The sequence below is a fragment of the Tsukamurella conjunctivitidis genome (genome assembly GCF_007858475.1).
Lineage (GTDB): Bacteria > Actinomycetota > Actinomycetes > Mycobacteriales > Mycobacteriaceae > Tsukamurella > Tsukamurella conjunctivitidis.
The window spans coordinates 18988-35874 of the sequence record NZ_VIGX01000015.1; the positions used below are offsets into that span (position 1 = coordinate 18988).

Sequence of the window (16887 nt, forward strand, 5' to 3'; positions counted from 1 at the left end):
TTCCAACCATGCGCGGCCCCGGTTGCGAACGTCGACTCATTCGCCCCGGTGAACCGCTGCAGCGCAACTCTGCCCACCGTCAGTTCCTGATCCTACCCCGAAAGTCCTACCCCCGCACCGCCCGGTGCCGGGGCTATTCGTCGTACGCCGAGGAGGGCACCGACATGACCGAAGACCCGAAGCAGATGCCGCGTGATGTGGTGATCGACCGGCAGGCCGGGGAGATCCTGATCGACGGGGAGCCTCTGCCGTACCTGATCGCGGAGGAGGGGCCGGCGATCACGCGTCTGGGCGGGGCTGTCCCCGCCGGTCAGACGCTGGTCGTCATCCCGATCATGGTGCTCGCGTCGGACCTGCAGATCATCGCGCGCGAGGGGTCGCAGTGCATCGTCCGTGAGGTGCCGGCGCCTAAGGATGCGGCGTGACGGAGAACCCTGAGCTGGATCGGATTCGGCAGAAGCTCCGCGGCGGCAACAAGACCGAGCCTGAGCAGCCTGCGGAGCCGTTCGTCCTGACCCGTGTCTACGAGCCCGAGGCTGACGCCGAGGACCAGGTGGCGCGGCGGCTCAAGAACGCTACCGCCCGTATCTTCGACGCCCTCGCGTTCGCTCGAGGTCCACGCGGCGAACTGCTGTTCATGCCCGACGACCTCCGCCTCGGCATCGCGTTCCACGCGGCCCGCGCTGGCATGGACCAGTTCGACGACCTGGCTGTCATCAAGGCACGCGCGCTCCCTGATCGCCCGGGCCAGTTGGCCGGCGTCGTCGATTGGGTGCCGATCGACTCCCCTGACGATCCGGACGCACCTGAGCGGATCACCGCTGTCGGTCCGCTGCCGGAAACCCCTGACCTCGAAGCGATGAACGACCGCGTGCCGTGGCACACGGACACCAAGATCGAAGGAGACTGGTCATGAGCATGCCTGTAGCCGGTGCGCCGTTCCACATCAAGGACTGGCTGAACACCATGCACATCTTCGGAGTCTTCTCCGATGGGGACACGCCTGGTGTCGCGACTGCCACGTTCGAGGGGATCGACGACGACCTCGTGGTCACGGTCCCGGTGATGAAGGGCGATAAGGGCGACGATGGTATGCCGTCGCCGGTGGTGGTCCTGCAGCGGGACTACACGGCGGTGCCGACACCCGCCGATCTGCCGCAGACCCTGACCGAGGCGGACGCGGGTAAGGCGTGGTGGTTCCCCGGCACCGCTGAGGCGTACGTGTGGTTCGGTGACCGGTACCTCACCCGGCCCCTCGGGGCTGAGGGGCGACCGGGTCCGGTGCCGCAGCTGTCGTTCAGCATCGAGCGGAAGGCTCCGGGGACGGGGACGACGATCACGCAGACGGGTTCTGCTGCGGCGCCGCATCTGCATATCGCGGTGGATCCGCCGGCTGGTCCGCAGGGGCCGGCGTCGGCGATCAGTCTCGCGTCGGACTACAACGATGCGCTGCCGCCGGACAACGGTCAGGTGCTGACGTGGAATCAGGCGCTGAACAGCGGTAACGGGCTGTGGGAGCCGTCGGATTTCGCGTCGATGCACCCGATGTTCTTCTCCATCCCGGAGAACGCTTTCACGAACATGTCGTCGATCATCTCAGGGCGTATGACGATCCTGTCGTTCGCGATGCCCGCCCTGGACTACGCGTGGGTGCCGCACATCACGGGGCACTTCAAGGCCATCGGTATCGACCTGAACATCTTGGATCCGTTCAAGATCGGCGCTGAGGTGCGGATCGGGGATCCGATGAACGGGACGCTGGTCGCTCGTGGTGTCGGCAACATCGCGCAGGAGTGCACGGTGACGCCGCACTTCTCGAGCCCTGGTGATCCGGGTGTGTCGGTGTCGCCGGATAACGGTGTCGCGCAGATCGCGGCGGGTGTGGCGACGACGATCAATGTGAACTTGGTGAATGACGGTCTGATCGGCCTGTATTCGTTCAACCGGCAGAACGCTCAGCTGGCGGTGCTGTGCATCCCGCAGGGGGCGTGACCATGGCTTACGAGGTTGTGAAGTCGGCAGTTGTGCCGGTTCCTCGCGCGATGTTGGGCACCGAGGATGAGCGGGTTCTGATCTGGCTCGCTCGGGAGTCGTTCATGAACTTTGCGGCCGGGCAGTGCCTGGAGTTGGCGGAGTGGCGCGACCTGGGTGAGCTGCCGGCGGATGAGATTCCGCCTGCGCAGGAGACGACCCACGGCAGCCCGCACGAGACGCACGCGTGGCGCCGCTTTGAGGGTGTGATGCGTCGGCCCGCTCCCCCGAACTTGCAGGAGGTTCATGCGGCTGGTGGCGGGATTATCGCGGATGAGGGTGTGCCGGTGGAGGTCACGCGCTGATGTCGGCCTCCATGGAGGTGCGTGGCACTGCTGTCACGCACGACCCGAACCTGCGCCTGGACTCCTCGCTCGGGAAGCTGCCCGCGTTCGATCCGATCAAGCTGCTTGAGGGCTTCATCGACATGTTCATCGAGGTCATGGAGGATATTCCGATCCTCGGTGATCTGGTGAAGGTGCTGAAGGAGCTGCTGGATACGAACGGTAATGGGCATCTGGAGCTTGAGGATCTGCTGGGGCTGTTGACGGGTCGTGGGATCCTTGATGGTCTGGCGGCGCTGTTCGGCGGCAACAACGGTCTGCCGTTCGGTGACATCTTCGCGGGTTTGCAGCAGATGTTCGGCGGCCTGACTCCTGGTGGCAAGTTTGATGCGGGCGAGCTGATCGGCGATCTGCCGATGGCGATCGTGAACACGCTGCGTGGTCTGATCTCGGCGGTGTTCGACCTGGGCCTGTTGCGGATCACGCCGAACATGATCTTCGGCGGCAACAGCGACAACCTGCTGTTGGCTTCGGATTTCAAGGCCGCTGAGTCGATGGTCGTCGGCGACGGCTGGTTCTGGGACGGCGTCGAGGGGCGTACTGCTCCGGGGTCCGCGAAGGCGACCGCGAGCGGCAATCGGCTGGTGCAGCTCTCGAACCTGGTGCGTGTCGAAGAGGGCCAGAAGATCGACGTTGCGGGCTGGGTGAAGTGGTCTGGCGTCTCGGCGTCGGGTGATGCGTTCCGCGTGGAGTGCCAGTGTTACAACGGCGCTTCGTCGGCGGCGTCTCTGCCGGTCGGTGTTATCAGCTCCCCGGCTGCGTCGGGTGGTTGGCAGCAGATCAACGGGCAGGTGACGGTTCCTGCGTCGGTTGATGGGGTGCGGGTTCGGATCGCGGTTGAGGCTGCGGTGACTGCCGGTTCGGTGTGGTGGGACGACGTGACTGCGGTGCGCGTGGGCACGATGCCGCAGAACTTCATCACCAACCTGGTCCCGGACCTCGCGAACCTGTTCTCCTGGTTGGAGAACCTGATCGACTCGATCCTTGACCGGCTGGACATTCCGATCATTGGCGACCTGCTGGACAAGATCTTCGACGTCGCTGACGGTGTCGGCAATATTCGGGCAGACGCTGATGACACGAAGGCGGATCTGACGGACCTGCTCGGCGATCTGCTGTCGAATCCGGCGTCGGTTCTCGGCGCCCTGCCGCAGACGCTCATCTCCGGGCTGGTGTCGCGGCTCGCTGGGATCGACGACTTCGTGCAGGACTTGGTGGACGCGATCCTCCGTGCGATCCGCGGTATCCCGATTGTCGGCGGCACGCTCGCGGACATCATCGCGGAGATCGGCGGTCTGAACGACCGAGCGGTCACGGCGCAGGAGACGGCGGAGCAGACCGCGCAGGACGTCGTCGACGGCTGGACCGGGACGGGGTCGAGCACCGGCGGCGTGTACGACACCATGCAGGCGATCAAGACCGCCATCGCGGCTGGGTACACCGTCGACACAATCACGTCGAATGTCACATGGACCAGACCCGATCGCCTCACCGAACTAGCTGCCGTCGCCATCGGGTCCGGGCAGAACGGGGCCAGCGGGTCGACCACCATCCTGCAGTTCCTCGACGGTGTGTACGGAACCGGGGAATCGCCGGGCGGCCAGGGCGGCGGGTTCGCCGCCCGGTCATTCGATCCGTCGGAAATCCCCGCCACGGTCAACTGCACGATCGGCGTCAACGGCGGCGAAGTCGCCTTCGGCGCACTGATGTCGACCGTTCGCGGCGAAGGCAACATGGCGATCGGTTCGATGGGATTCGCCCCATCCACCTCGATCGCAGGCGACGGCGGGCGGGGCGGCAAGGGACGCGGCACCACGAACTCATCGGCGATCAGTGGCCTCCCCGGTGCCCCGGGGGTCAGGAGCGTCGTCGCGGCAGGCGGCACCGCGGGTGCCGGCGGAACAAATCCCCCCGGGGGCGGGGACGGTGGGAGCGGAGCCCCTGCCTCCATCACGAGCAGCGTCAAGTGCGGGGCCGGTGGTGGTGGTGGCGGCGGCGGTGGTGGAGAGCTGAGCAACGGAACGCGTGGCGTCGGTGGCGCGGGCGGCCCCGGAGGTTTCCCCGGTGGCGGTGGTGGCGGTGGTGGCGGTGGAGGCGTCACCGGAACGACCGAGCTGAACGGCAGTGTCGCCGCGGGCGGACCCGGCGGCCTAGGCGGCGGAGGAATCCTGTTCCTCATCTACAAGCAGGCGGTGGAATAGTAATGGACTTCGTTCACGACCTCACGAACATGTGCCCCGTCACCAAGCTTTACCGGGCGGACGACGGGCAGCACTACGCGATCTGCTGCGCGCAGTTCTATACCGCCACGCACACGGAGGTGTTTCTCGCCGACGAGGGCGGGCAGATCATCGACGCAGACGGGGACTTGGCGAACGGCCTCACCGCCCTCGTCCGCTGGGACGAGCAAATGGACCACGAGACGGCCGTCGCGCGGCTCACGGATTGGTTGGCACAGTGACCTTGCTCGGTGTGCCCGGCGACCCTGACGCGTACGAGCTGGTAGCGACAGTCGACGAACTCCCCGCGTCGCACCCCAGCATGTACGCCATCCACCAGATCGCAGACCGAATGTGCGTCTACCGCGACAACACCTGGTGGTGCAGCCCGACGGCCGTCGTGACGGAAGTCCTCCCCCTCGTTGAGGAGTCCTGATGCCCTGGACCCCCACCCCCACGCCGCCCGTCGACCCAGTGCGGCAGGGCTGGTCACCCACCGGCCCCGCCGTCCCCATCCCCGACGTGCAGCAAGGATGGACGCCCGAACTGTGGCGCACCGTCGGACCACTCACCGGCGAAGGCACGCTCGTCATCGCCGCGCACACCTACCGACCGTTCATCACCACCTCATTCACCGGCACAGGCACCCTCGCTGCTACCGGCTACACCCGCTGGTACCAGACCGGCCCGCAGCTCTCCGGCGCAGGCACTCTCGCCACCAACGCCTACGCCGAGACATACCAGGACGCCGACCTCGGTGGCGGCGGCACCCTCACTGGTCCGACACCGAGCACCCCCGCCCGCGGCCCTCAATCGCAGAGCGGCGCGGGAACATGGTCGGCCCCGTGGTGGGCTCGATATTGCGACGTGATCCTCGTCGGCGGCGGCGCATCAGGGCAGACCGGCAACGGCGCACTCGGCGGAGCAGGCAAGGGCGGTAACCCCGGCGTTTGGGCCACCACAACGGTCGACCTTGGTCAGTTCCACGGTGCCTGGTCTATCACGCTCGCCATCGGCACTGGTGGCCCGCAGGCCGCGAACAGCGACCTAGCAGCACCGAACCCGGGGGCCGCGAGCACGGCCTCATGGACCGGCGGCGGATCCCTATCTGGGGCAGGTGGATCAGGAACCGTCGCGTCCGGCCAGAACGGCGGCGCACCCGGCAATCAGACCTACCAGGGCGTCACCTACACCGGCGGCGCGGGCGGCACCGGAAACGCCGGATCAGGCACGGCACCGGGCGGCGCGGGTGCGGGCGGCAACGGCGGCATTTTCGGCTCACGAACGCGAGGCGGCCCCGGTGGCAACGGCGGCGCGTGGCTCGTCTTTCGACAGAACTAGGAGCACCACATGGCAATCCAGATCGCAGCAACGCGACAGAACCTCGCAGACGCATATAAGGCCAAGGGCGCCTACTTCGGACTCTGCACCGGTAACCCCGGCACCACCACTACCCCCGCGAACGAGGTCACCGGCACCGGTCCCGAGGGCGCATACACCCGCGTGCAGGCCACCACCACAAGCGGATCGAGCGGCACCGTCACCTACGGCAACGTTTCGATCAACGCGCCCGCCACCGGGTCGACGTACACCGTGACGCACGCATGCATTTGCACTGCTGCGTCCGGTGCCACCCAGTTCGACTGGGCGCCCCTCGCCAGCTCGCAGCAGGTGGGGCCACTCGGCGGCGTCATCACGCTCACCGGCGCCAGCTTCACGCAGACGTAAGGGCTCGAATGGATGCGACTACCCTCGCCGCAGCAATGGGCTCCACCCTCGGTGGACCCTCCGCCTACACCCGGTTCGTCGACGCCATGAACGCCGCGATGATTGCCGCCGACATCACCACACCCCTACGAGCGGCGCACTGGTGCGGGCAACTCGCGCACGAAAGCGGCGGCCTCAAGTACATGGCGGAGATCCGCACCAGCGACCCGTCGTGGAACGCGGACCGCACCCGATACCGGGGGCGCGGACCGATCCAGCTCACCTGGCGCGCGAACTACGAAGCGTTCGGGAAATGGTGCGCCGGCCGCGGCTTCACCACCGACCCCACCCTGTTCGTGAACCAGCCCGAGCTCGTCGAGCAGCCACGGTGGGGGTTCCTCGCCGCCGCCTGGTACTGGACCGTCGCCCGCCCCATCAACACCCTCGCGGACCGCGACGACATCCGCGCCGTGTCCATCGCGATCAACGGCTCCAAGCCCGCGAACGCGGCGAACGGGTGGCGCGATGGCGACCCCAACGGTCTCGCTGAGCGGACCCGCCTCACCAATGCCGCACGGGCGCTCGGCGCCGCACTACTACCTACAGGAGGAACCATCGTGCCCGACTACGGCATCACCCAGACCAAACACGGCTACCGCGCCGACACCCCCGCCAACGCCACCGGCAACAGCAACGGCCCGCGCGCCCGCACCGACTTCGTCGTCATCCACACCGAGGAAGGCAACAGCACCGCCCCCGGCCTCGCGGACTACTGCAACCGGAACAACGTGTCGTACAACCTGATCGTCGACGACCGAGACACCGTCGAGAACGTGCCCGTCGGCGAGGCACCGTGGGCAGCAGCCGACGCCAACGGCATCGGCGTGCACATCTGCTTCGCCGGCAGCCGCGCCGCCTGGACTCGCGACCAGTGGCTCGCCCGCGGTGCCGCACTCGACCGCGCAGCGAAGGCCACCGCCGCCGCGTGCCAGCAGTACAACATCCCCGTCGCGAAGATCGCAGCCGGCACCGGCTGGAACAGCGGCGTCCGCGGCATCGCAGCGCACGGCGACTTCGGCCAGCGCGGCGGCGGCCACACCGACCCCGGCGTCTTCGTCTGGGACGACTTCATCGCTCGAGTGAAGCGCTTCATGAACCCCACCGATCCAGGAGGTACCCCCGTGTCCGACACGCAGCTCGACCGCATCGAGAAGAAGCTCGACCTGATCCTCGACCAGCTCGTCGGCCCCGGCTTCAAGGGCTGGAACCAGGGCGGCGGACGCACCCTGTACGACCTCACCGCTGCATCAGCGGCCAAGCAGGGCATCGCTGGTGCCCGCGACACGAAAGCGAGCTGACCATGGCCCACCGCGCACCCGAGCAGTCGAGCACCGTCACCGACGTCATCGCGTGGCTCACACCCGACCGCCGCCGCTGGCTGTACGGCATCCTCACCGTCGCCGCCCCGATCCTCGTCGTCTACGGCATCGTCGAGCAGGAGACCGTCACCCTATGGCTGTCCCTCGCCGCCACCATCCTCATCGGCGGAACCGCGGCACTTCATACCCCGAAGACCTCATGAAGCGGTACATCGAAGGACGACGCAAAGTCGACAGTGGAAGCTTCCCGCTGTACCGCCTCTGCGTCGCCTTCGGAACCCTCGCATCAATCATCCAACTCGCAGCAGGCGCACCCGAATCAATCGTCGTCACCACAAGCGGATGGTTCGCGTGGGCGTTCATCGGGTTGCAGCTCATCGGGTCAGCTTCGATCCTTGCAGCCCTCTATGTGACACGGCTTGACCTCGACGACTCACTCAAGCTCGAGCAGGTCGGCGCACTCTCACTCCTCGCCGCCTGCGCCACCTATGTCGCCGCCGTAGCAACCAACAACGGCGGCCCACCCACCACATTCGCCACATGGCTCGTCGTGGCATTCGGAACCTATCTCGGATTCAGGGCTGTAGAAATTCGGTCCATCCTCCGCGAACTTCTCAGCCAGGAGGACCAAGCAGATGGGGATACCTGAACTTGTCGCAGCGATGGTCGGGTCGGTCGCATTCGCCGAACTCATCCGATGGATCACAACGCGAGGGAAGACCAAACGCGAACTGCAAGCGTCCGACATCGACCTGTCGGAGCGAATCAGCTCGATCAACAAGCGTGAGTTCGAGTACATCGACGACAAGCTGCGAATCGTTCAGGAAGAGGCCGCACTGTGTCGCCGCCGATGTGACCGATTCGGCGAGCTGACACTCGACCTGCTCGACGCGCTCGCCACTCACGGCGTCACCGAGATCGAGCAGTACCGCGCCCGGTACCGGGATATCCGCGACCTCGGACGCTCCGCCTAACCACAACTTCATACCGACAGCCCCGCGCCAGAGCAGACCGGCGCGGGGCTACTTGTCGCGCCGAGCGCCGCCTCGCCACCTCGGACCCAGCGACTGTGAACGGGGCACCAGCGCACCACGGAGGTGCCTCATGTCCGTCCCCAACTACCCCGCCCGCTTCACCGCAGGCTGCTCAATCCCGTTCGTCCTGTTCATGGGCCTCGCCGTCATCACGGACCCGCCGGCAGCGCAGGCCGCACCGTGCCCCGCGACGATGAACTTCGCTGTCGGCGGCACCGGCGACCCGACCGGGGTGTACACGCCGGGTGTGCCGCTCGGGCCGCGCACCAACGTCTGGTATCCCGGCACCGTCGACGACAACGCACAGCGCGTCGGCCGACAGAACCTCACCAACGCCGTGAACAGCTTCCGCACCCAGTGCCCCAGCAGCCACGTGTCGGTCTACGGGTTCAGTGGTGGCGCGCAGATCGCAGGAGACTGGCGCGACCAGAACCCGGGGATGCGGAACGTCAACGTCGTGCTGATCGGTGATCCTCGAGCCCCCGGCGGACTCGCGTCGGTGCTGCCTTCGGTCCCTGGGTGGTGGACCAATCAGGGTCCGCGGCCTGCGTCCCCGATCCCCACGAGCAACGTCTGCCGCGCGAACGACCCCGTCTGCAACCTGGGGAACCCACTGCAGGATCCCATCCATGCGATCAACACCGCGATCGGCTGGGTGACCGGCGCGCACAACTACGCGCCGCACGAGATCAACCCGGCGCCCGGTAACCACACCCCGCCCAGTGCGCCGGCTATCCCCGAGGTGGTGAAGGTGCCCGTGAAGGTGCCGACGCCTCGGCAGCTGTCGCCGATCGAGCCGTTCGTCAGCGGTCAGGTGCAGAAGCAGTGGACCCCGCCCGCAGTCGCTCGAGGCACCGCCGCCCGCAACGTCGGCGAGGTCGTGCCCCCGGTAGTCGCCGCTGCACTGCCCCCGCAGGTCGGACAGCTCCTCGCCGGCATCCCGCTCCCCCACTAGCCAGCCCTCCCCCGGCGCGCAGCACCCCTGCGTGCCGGGGTAAGCCCCCAGGCTTTACAACTCCAGCCGCAAGGCAGAAGGACTGACAATCAGATGTCCGACCCCCGCATTCTCACCCTCGACATCGAGACAGCCCCCGCCACCGTCTACACCTACAGCCTCTTCCAGAAGGTCATCGGCATCGGCAACGTCATCGAAGGGCCACGCATCCTCTGCCTCGCCGCCAAATGGCACGGAAGCCGAGACGTGTTCTTCCTGTCCGAGTGGAGCCAAGGCCGCGAAGGAATGCTCAAAGCGATCCATCAGCTCATGGACGAAGCCGACTACATCATCTCCTGGAACGGCCAACGCTTCGATGTGCCGTGGCTCAACGGTGAGTTCCTCAAGGTCGGTCTCGAGCCGCCGTCGCCGCACCGCGACATAGACCTCATGCTCACCGCGAAGAAGCGGTTCCGGTTCCTCTCCAACAAGCTCGACTGGTACGCGCGAGAACTTGGCATCGGGCAGAAGGTCAACCATCAGGGCATCGGGTTGTGGCGGTCCATCATGGAGGACGCCGACGACGTTGAAGATGCCCGCAAGATCATGCGCCGCTACAACGTGCAGGACGTGCGATTGACGGAGCAGATCTTCGACCGTATGCGTCCGTGGATCCAGGGCATCAACATGGCGCTGTTCCAGGGCGGCACTCGCTGTCGTAACTGCGGGTCGGTGCACCTCATCAAGAAGGGGTTCGCCATCACCACGCAGGGCAAGTACCAACGCCTCAAGTGCACGGCCTGTGGGGCGTGGACGCGGGAGAAGAAGGCGATCTACACCAGCAACACCGGAGCTTGAGGCATCACAGCCTTCCCCTGCTAGTTCTCACTGACGCGCCGCCCACCCCTCATCGGGTGGGCGGCTTTCGCGCGTTCTCCGGCAATGGCGACGCAGGTACGTCCTTCGCTAGAATGGAGGCATGCCAATATGCGTGAGCGCGCGCGACACCACCGACAGATGGTGGGAATACCCACTTGAATCCTCGGATCTTGTCGGCTTGCCGGTCGACGTGCACGCCAGGGATGCAAACGGCGTGGAGTGCCGCACCGTCGGGCGCGACACATGGGCCAGATTGAGCGACGGCGCTCCGTACACACCGGCCCTTCCTGCCGTGCTGATCTGATCCAGCGTCAGGGCCGCTCCACCCGCCTGATCTGTTCGACGTGCATCACATGCCCGCACGCCCTGCATTCGTACGACCGGCACGGCGCGGGCTGGTGCTGGTTGTCCCAGCCGACAAGCACGCGGTGAGGACCGAACGGGCTACCGCACCGCTCACACCCCTTGGGGATAACCTCCACGCTCAGCATGCCCCGGACCGTACGCGCGGCCACCGACAGCTACAAGGCGGACCTGTCGGGCGTGCCCATGCGCTCTCGGAGAGACCGTGCGGCGTACTGCACCGACGCTTCCCAGGCGGCACCTGGGTCGCCGTGGTCATCGAAGTACCTTGCCTGCTTCCGTAGCGACTCAGTCGATTCGCTCGACGAATCCAGCCACGCTAGAAACTCCTCAATCGTGAGTCAGCGCTTTCGGCCATGCCCCAAAGGATACGCCTGAGTGTGACACGGAACCGATCCTCGCGCTGGTGCGTCTAACAGGTATGGACCTCGTCGCCGAGATGCTGCACGACTACTACGTCGCCACCCTCGGTGATGGGGTGCGTGATGACGACGGTGATGCCCGGATCGTGGCTGCGATCCGTGGTGCGTCGGGCGTGCCTGCGGGCGGGTGCGGATTCGACGGATAGTGTAACGTTGGGTATCACAAAGGGTATCCTTAAATCACGTTGACCAGCGGGGCAACAGTGAGGAATAGCGCCGTAGCCCTAGTCTTCCAAACTAGCTACGCGGGTTCGATTCCCGTCGCCCGCTCCCACGCGAAAGCCCCGGCCCCGGCCGGGGCTTTCGTCATCTGCGGTGCCCGATCGTTCGGCGGGGGCCGAACCGTTTCGGCACCAGGCTGGGGAACATGTCCTCCGCACGGCGGCGCACCGTCGCCCTCCTCGCCCTGTCGGTGGCGTTCGGACTGATCCAGTTCGACGCCACCGTCGTCAACGTCGTCCTGGGGTCCATGACCCGCGACCTGGGCGGCGGCCTCGGGCTCGCGCAGTGGGCGGTCGACGGGTACGCGATCCCGTTCGCGGCACTGATGCTGCTCGCGGGCCCTGCGGCGGACCGTTTCGGACGGAGGAGGGTCTGCGTCCTCGGTTTCGCGCTGTTCGCACTGTCCACCGCGGCGTGCGCACTCGCTCCCGCCTGGCCCGCGCTGATCGCCTCGCGGGTGCTGCAGGGCGTGGCCGCGGCGATGATCCTGCCGAGTTCCCTGGCGATGATCGGCGAGCTGTACCCGGGCACTGCGGAGCGCGCCCGCGCGCTCGGGGTGTGGGGCGGCATCGCCAGTGCCGGCTTCGCCGCGGGACCGCCGATCGGCGGACTACTCGCCGCGAGCACCGGCTGGCGCGCCGTGTTCTGGGTGGGCACGCCGATCGCGATCCTGGCCGGCATCGCCGTGCTGGTCACGGTGCCGGACTCACCCCGACACTCCCGTCCGCTCGATATCCGCGGCGCGACGGTGGGCGCCGTCGCCCTCGGCCTCGGCACCGCAGGGCTGATCGAACTCGGGCAGGCGCGCGCCGGGCTCGCGCTGGCACTCCTCGTCGCGACGGCCGCCGCCGCCTGGGCATTCCGCGCGGCACAGCGCACCGCCACCGCGCCGATGATCCCGCGCGGCATGCTGGCGCCGGGGCCGTTCCGTGGAGCGGTGGTGACCGGGCTGGTCTTCAACTTCGCGCTCTACGGCGCGCTGCTCGTCGTCGGCCTGGCGCTCCAGGACGTCCACGGCTTCTCCGTCCTGCAGACCGGCACGGCGATCCTGCCGATGACCGTCGTGGTCGCGTTCGGCTCCATCGCCAGCGGCTTCGTCACCGCGCGGACCGGGCCCCGGGCGCCGATGGTCGCCGGCTTCACGAGCGCGGCGGTCGGGGCGGTCGTCGTCGCCCTCGGGGCGGCGCACCCCGCCGCAGTCGTCATCGGGATGGGGTTGATCGGGCTCGGCTCCCTCGCGATGCCCGCCATGACCGCGGTCGCGCTCAGCGCGGCCCCCGTCGACCACGCGGGTCTCGCGGGTGCCGTGCTCAACTGCGCCCGGCAGGCGGGTGGCGCGCTCGGCGTCGCCGGCTTCGGCGCGTTGTACAACGCCGCGGGCCGGTCCTCGAGCGCACTGGCGCTGACCCTCGCGACGGTCGCGGCCATACTCGTGGTCGGGGTGTGCACCAGCATCGGCGCCACTGCGACGAATCGGACGGAGGCGGGCTGCGATGTCGGGTGACGCGGACCTGGCCGGCATCGGCGAGCTCTTCGCCGATCGCACGCGCAGTCGAATACTCCTCTCGCTGCTGGGCGGTCGCGAGCTCGCCGCGGGCGTCCTGGCCGACGAGGCGGGCGTTTCCCGCCCGACCGCGAGCGGCCACCTCCGCAAACTGGTCGACGGTGGGCTGCTCGCCGTCCGCTCGGAGGGCCGCCACCGCTGGTACCGGATCGCCGGGCCCGAGGTCGCCGACCTCGTCGAGCGGCTCGCCGCCTTCGCCCCGTCCCAGCCCGTCAGCTCACTGAAGGCGACCACGCGCGCGCAGCGGCTGCGCACCGCTCGCACCTGTTACGACCATTTCGCCGGCCGGCTCGGCGTCGCGCTCATGGGCTCGCTCCTCGACCACGGCCGGATCACGGGCGGCGACGGCCTCTTCCACGACGACGGTGCCGACCGTCCCGCGTCCGCGGGACAGGAAGTGGACTACCGCCTCACCGACGACGGGCGCGCATTCCTCACCGACCTCGGGGTCGCGCTGCCCGACGGTGCCGGCCGCCCCCTCGTCCGGTACTGCATCGATTGGACGGAGACCCGCCACCACCTCGCGGGCGGTGCCGGACGGGCGCTGTGCGATCGGTTCTTCGCCGCCGGCTGGGCGGAGCGCCTCCCCACCTACCGCGCCGTCCGGGTGACCCCGGCGGGCGAACGGGTGCTGGCGCGCCGCTTCGCGATCGACTGGCCGGCCTAGCCACTAGCGGAGCAGCGTCGCCGCCATCGCGACGGTGACCACTACCAGCAGCCCGACGTACCAGCGCGCGTGCGCGCGATCGGACAGGCGCGGGCCGCGGCGGCGCAGCACCACGATCACGGGCAGGGAGCCCACCAGTAGGGCGAGTGCGGCGCGCACGTCCACGGCGCCCACGAATCCCGGCCCCGCGCCGACGGGCCGTCCGCCGGACAGGAGCAGGAAGACCGTCGTGGCGGGCAACGCCACGGCGAGGGTCAACGGGTTCGCCAGTGCCGTCGCCACCGCCATGCGGTGGCCGTTGCGCCGCATCATCGGCACCGTCACCACGCTGCCGCCCACGCCGAGGAACGACGCGACCGCCCCGATCGGAAGTCCCGCCACCGTGGGAACGGGCCGCGCCCCGTCGACGGCGGGCTCCAGGAAGCCGGGCCGAACGGTGACCGAGGCGATCGTCAGCAGCAGGTACGCGACGAAGCCCGCCGCGATGACGTCACCCGGCACGTGCCGCGCCGCCAGGGCTCCGAGCGCGCCGCCGAACGCCAGCAGGCCGAGCAGGCGCGCACTCCCCCGTAACGGGGCGAGCACGGCGGGCGGAGTGGACACCGTGGCCACCGCCGCGGCGATCACCATGAGAACCGAGGACGTGGCCACGGCGACGCGCGCCGCGTCCTCACCGAGCGCCGCGTCCGCCCACACGAGGACAGGGACCGCGACGAAGCCGCCGCCGAAGCCGAACAACGCCGTCGTCATCCCCGACGCGACGCCGACCAGAACCAGGATCAGTGCACTCACTCCTCCGAGTCCACCCGACCGCACTTCCCCCGGCAATCGATGGTCGGTGGACAACTTTCGAAACACGGCAGACTGGGGTCATGCGGAACGTTCCCATCGACGATCTCGACACCCTCCCCCGCGACGTCCTCGCGATCGGCACCGACTACCCGGACGGGCATCGCCAGGAGCGGCACACCCACCGCCGCGCGCAGTTCCTCTACGCCGCGACGGGCGTAATGGAGGTCGACACCGCGGACGGCGCGTGGACAGTGCCGACCGATCGCGCCGTCCTGATCCCGCCCGGGGTGCCGCACGGCGTCCGCTACTGCGGCGTCAGCACGCGCAGCCTCTACCTCGAGCCGGCCGCGGTGCCCTGGTGGCCCGCCCGGTGCACCGTCGTCGAGGTGACGCCGTTGCTCCGCGAACTCCTCCTCGCGGCCGTCGACATCGAGGCCGACCGCGACGAGAGCGGTCGCGACGCCGCGATCACCACGCTGCTCCTGCACGAGATCACGGCGCTGACACCGCTCCCCCTGCACGTTCCGCTTCCGGCCGATCCGGAGCTGCGCGAGCTCTGTCGTGCGTACCTCGCCGCACCGGACGTCGCCGTGGACAACGCCGCATGGGCGGCCCGGTGCGGCCGCAGCGAACGGGCCTTCACCGCCCGTTTCCGCGCCGGGACGGGCTCCAGCCCCGCCATGTGGCGACGCCGCGCGCGGCTCCTCGCGGCCCTGCCCCTGCTCCGCACCGCGACCGTGACGGAGACCGCGAGCCGCCTCGGCTACTCGACGCCCGCGGCCTTCACCGCCGCGTTCACGGCCGAGTTCGGCACGCCCCCGTCGCGGATCCCGAAGGCATAGGGTCTCCCCCATGACCGAACCACTCCTGATCGAGCGCGACGGCCCCGTCGTCACCTGGACGCTGAACGATCCCGCGGCCCGCAATCCCGTCTCGGACGAGGCGATGATCGCGGCGATCGAGCGCGCCGTCGACGACGTGAACTGCGACGACGAGGTGCGCGTGGCGATCCTGACCGGAGCCGGTTCGGCGTTCAGCTCCGGCGGCAACGTCAAGCACATGCGCGACAAGGAGGGCATGTTCGGCGGCACCGCGGCGCAGCAGCGCCAGGGCTACCGGCACGGGATCCAGCGCATCCCGCGCGCGCTGTACCACTGCGAGGTCCCGACGGTGGCCGCGGTGAACGGCCCCGCGATCGGCGCGGGCTGCGACCTGGCGATGATGTGCGACCTGCGGGTGGCGTCCACGAAGGCCGTCTTCGCGGAGAGCTTCGTCAAGGTGGGACTCATCCCGGGCGACGGCGGCGCGTGGCTGCTCCCGCGCATCGTCGGGATGGCGCGGGCCACGGAGATGGCCTTCACCGGCGATGCGGTGGATGCGCAGACCGCGCTCGACTGGGGCATGGTCTCCAGCGTCGTCGAACCCGACGAGTTGCTCGCCGCCGCCCGCACCCTCGCGGACCGCGTCGCAGCCAACCCGCCGCAGGCGCTGCGCATGACCACGCGTCTGCTGCGCGAGGGGCAGCACCAGAGCCTGGACGCGCTGCTCGAGCTCTCCGCGGCGATGCAGACGATCGCCCACTCCACGGCCGACCACCACGAAGCGGTCGCCGCGATGCTCGATAAACGCGCACCCCGGTTCACCGGCTCCTAGGTCTGACGTCTGGCGGGCAGCGCCGGCGCCATCACCCACAGCACGCGGGCCCCGTCGGCGCCGGCGGCGAAGGTGTGCGGCCGGCCGGGGTCGAAGGTCATCGCGTCCCCGACGGCCAGCTCGACTCCCGGTTCCGGCGGGAAGGCCAGGCGCAGCACGCCGCGCTGCACGAGGACGAACGAGACCTCGGCGGGCAGCGCGTAGGCCTCGTCGCCACTGCCGCCTCCCGGCTCGATCTCGCTGAGCAGCACCTGGACGCGCTGCTCCCCCGACGGCGTGAGCAGGAACTCCGCCAGACCGTCGCCGCCGAACCGCACGGGCGGGTAGGCGTCGGCCCGCACGACCGAACCGGCCGCGCCACCGTCGAACAGCGAGCCGACGGGGACGTCGAGCACCTCGCACGTCCGGACGAGGACTGCCATCGACGGTGCCGCGAGCCCGCGCTCCACCTTCGACAGGTAGCCCTTGGTGACGCCCACGAGCTCCGCGACGTCCGCGAGCGTGAGGCGTCGGGAGCGACGGGCGGCCTTGAGCGCCGCGCCCACCTGATCCGGCACGGGGAGAACGGCATCCACACCCGGAGCAATCACATCCAACAATTGTTTCCTTTCAGGAAACTCGAGTTGACAAGTCGGTCGATGTCCCACACTATGTGATCCGGCCCACAAAAGCAGCCC

At 68.6% G+C, this 16887-nt stretch carries 22 protein-coding genes; 20 read left to right on the forward strand and 2 right to left on the reverse strand.

The features are described 5' to 3' along the window. Nucleotides 1-164 precede the first annotated feature (164 nt). The 18 genes from FK530_RS19155 (at nt 165) to FK530_RS19235 (ending at nt 13765) form a co-directional block, all read left to right on the forward strand. Entirely contained in the window at nt 165-425 is a 261-nt protein-coding gene (locus tag FK530_RS19155) for a hypothetical protein (protein WP_146488581.1), read from the forward strand. Further along, complete coding sequence (locus tag FK530_RS19160) at nt 422-916, forward strand: phage gene 29 protein family protein (protein ID WP_231706707.1); 495 nt, start codon at nt 422-424, stop codon at nt 914-916. The genes FK530_RS19155 and FK530_RS19160 overlap by 4 nt, the downstream gene beginning before the upstream one ends. After that, complete coding sequence (locus tag FK530_RS19165; protein WP_146488582.1) at nt 913-1992, forward strand: phage tail protein; 1080 nt, start codon at nt 913-915, stop codon at nt 1990-1992. The genes FK530_RS19160 and FK530_RS19165 overlap by 4 nt, the downstream gene beginning before the upstream one ends. Nucleotides 1993-1994: 2 nt before the next feature. After that, nucleotides 1995-2336, forward strand: a complete 342-nt coding sequence (locus FK530_RS19170; protein ID WP_146488583.1) for a hypothetical protein — start codon at nt 1995-1997, stop codon at nt 2334-2336. Further along, complete coding sequence (locus FK530_RS19175; protein WP_146488584.1) at nt 2336-4576, forward strand: hypothetical protein; 2241 nt, start codon at nt 2336-2338, stop codon at nt 4574-4576. The genes FK530_RS19170 and FK530_RS19175 overlap by 1 nt, the downstream gene beginning before the upstream one ends. Nucleotides 4577-4578: 2 nt before the next feature. Then, entirely contained in the window at nt 4579-4836 is a 258-nt protein-coding gene (locus tag FK530_RS19180) for a DUF7572 family protein (protein ID WP_146488585.1), read from the forward strand. Next, a complete protein-coding gene (locus tag FK530_RS19185) occupies nt 4833-5030 on the forward strand; it encodes a hypothetical protein (RefSeq protein WP_146488586.1) in 198 nt (65 codons plus the stop codon). Before FK530_RS19180 ends, FK530_RS19185 begins: the two co-directional genes overlap by 4 nt. Next, nucleotides 5030-5935 (forward strand): glycine-rich domain-containing protein, encoded by a 906-nt coding sequence (locus tag FK530_RS19190; RefSeq protein ID WP_146488587.1) that lies wholly within the window; start codon nt 5030-5032, stop codon nt 5933-5935. Before FK530_RS19185 ends, FK530_RS19190 begins: the two co-directional genes overlap by 1 nt. A 9-nt stretch (nt 5936-5944) precedes the next feature. Beyond that, nucleotides 5945-6322, forward strand: coding sequence for a phage tail fiber protein (locus FK530_RS19195; protein WP_146488588.1), 378 nt, complete (start codon nt 5945-5947; stop codon nt 6320-6322). An 8-nt stretch (nt 6323-6330) separates the two neighbouring features. After that, nucleotides 6331-7659: an N-acetylmuramoyl-L-alanine amidase gene (locus FK530_RS25925; RefSeq protein WP_158645145.1), complete on the forward strand. Its 1329-nt coding sequence runs from the start codon at nt 6331-6333 to the stop codon at nt 7657-7659. Nucleotides 7660-7661: 2 nt separating this feature from the next. Further along, nucleotides 7662-7883, forward strand: a complete 222-nt coding sequence (locus FK530_RS19205; RefSeq protein ID WP_146488589.1) for a phage holin — start codon at nt 7662-7664, stop codon at nt 7881-7883. Continuing rightward, nucleotides 7880-8329: a hypothetical protein gene (locus FK530_RS19210; protein WP_146488590.1), complete on the forward strand. Its 450-nt coding sequence runs from the start codon at nt 7880-7882 to the stop codon at nt 8327-8329. The genes FK530_RS19205 and FK530_RS19210 overlap by 4 nt, the downstream gene beginning before the upstream one ends. Beyond that, a complete protein-coding gene (locus FK530_RS19215; protein ID WP_146488591.1) occupies nt 8316-8654 on the forward strand; it encodes a hypothetical protein in 339 nt (112 codons plus the stop codon). The genes FK530_RS19210 and FK530_RS19215 overlap by 14 nt, the downstream gene beginning before the upstream one ends. A gap of 130 nt (nt 8655-8784) precedes the next feature. Next, the gene (locus FK530_RS19220) at nt 8785-9669 is read left to right on the forward strand and encodes a cutinase family protein (RefSeq protein ID WP_146488592.1); all 885 of its coding nucleotides are present in this window, start codon (nt 8785-8787) and stop codon (nt 9667-9669) included. 93 nt (nt 9670-9762) lie between these two features. Then, nucleotides 9763-10506, forward strand: coding sequence for a ribonuclease H-like domain-containing protein (locus FK530_RS19225; protein ID WP_146488593.1), 744 nt, complete (start codon nt 9763-9765; stop codon nt 10504-10506). A 790-nt stretch (nt 10507-11296) separates the two neighbouring features. Then, nucleotides 11297-11458, forward strand: a complete 162-nt coding sequence (locus tag FK530_RS25930; protein ID WP_158645146.1) for a hypothetical protein — start codon at nt 11297-11299, stop codon at nt 11456-11458. Between the two features lie 221 nt (nt 11459-11679). After that, the gene (locus tag FK530_RS19230) at nt 11680-13038 is read left to right on the forward strand and encodes an MFS transporter (protein ID WP_146488594.1); all 1359 of its coding nucleotides are present in this window, start codon (nt 11680-11682) and stop codon (nt 13036-13038) included. Continuing rightward, the gene (locus FK530_RS19235) at nt 13028-13765 is read left to right on the forward strand and encodes an ArsR/SmtB family transcription factor (RefSeq protein ID WP_146488595.1); all 738 of its coding nucleotides are present in this window, start codon (nt 13028-13030) and stop codon (nt 13763-13765) included. The genes FK530_RS19230 and FK530_RS19235 overlap by 11 nt, the downstream gene beginning before the upstream one ends. Nucleotides 13766-13768: 3 nt before the next feature. Here the strand turns inward: FK530_RS19235 and FK530_RS19240 are convergent, their stop codons facing one another. After that, nucleotides 13769-14557 carry a sulfite exporter TauE/SafE family protein gene (locus FK530_RS19240; RefSeq protein ID WP_191834093.1) on the reverse strand — a complete coding sequence of 263 codons (789 nt, stop codon included), beginning with the start codon at nt 14555-14557 and terminating at the stop codon, nt 13769-13771. An 80-nt stretch (nt 14558-14637) separates the two neighbouring features. Between FK530_RS19240 and FK530_RS19245 the strand changes: the two genes are divergently transcribed. Together FK530_RS19245 and FK530_RS19250 are read left to right on the forward strand one after the other, a co-directional pair. Beyond that, a complete protein-coding gene (locus tag FK530_RS19245; RefSeq protein WP_146488596.1) occupies nt 14638-15399 on the forward strand; it encodes a helix-turn-helix domain-containing protein in 762 nt (253 codons plus the stop codon). Between the two features lie 10 nt (nt 15400-15409). Continuing rightward, entirely contained in the window at nt 15410-16210 is an 801-nt protein-coding gene (locus FK530_RS19250) for a crotonase/enoyl-CoA hydratase family protein (protein ID WP_146488597.1), read from the forward strand. Here FK530_RS19250 and FK530_RS19255 read toward each other — a convergent pair. Continuing rightward, complete coding sequence (locus FK530_RS19255) at nt 16207-16767, reverse strand: helix-turn-helix domain-containing protein (protein ID WP_231706708.1); 561 nt, start codon at nt 16765-16767, stop codon at nt 16207-16209. The two genes, FK530_RS19250 and FK530_RS19255, sit on opposite strands and share 4 nt — an antisense overlap. Nucleotides 16768-16887: the final 120 nt, after the last annotated feature.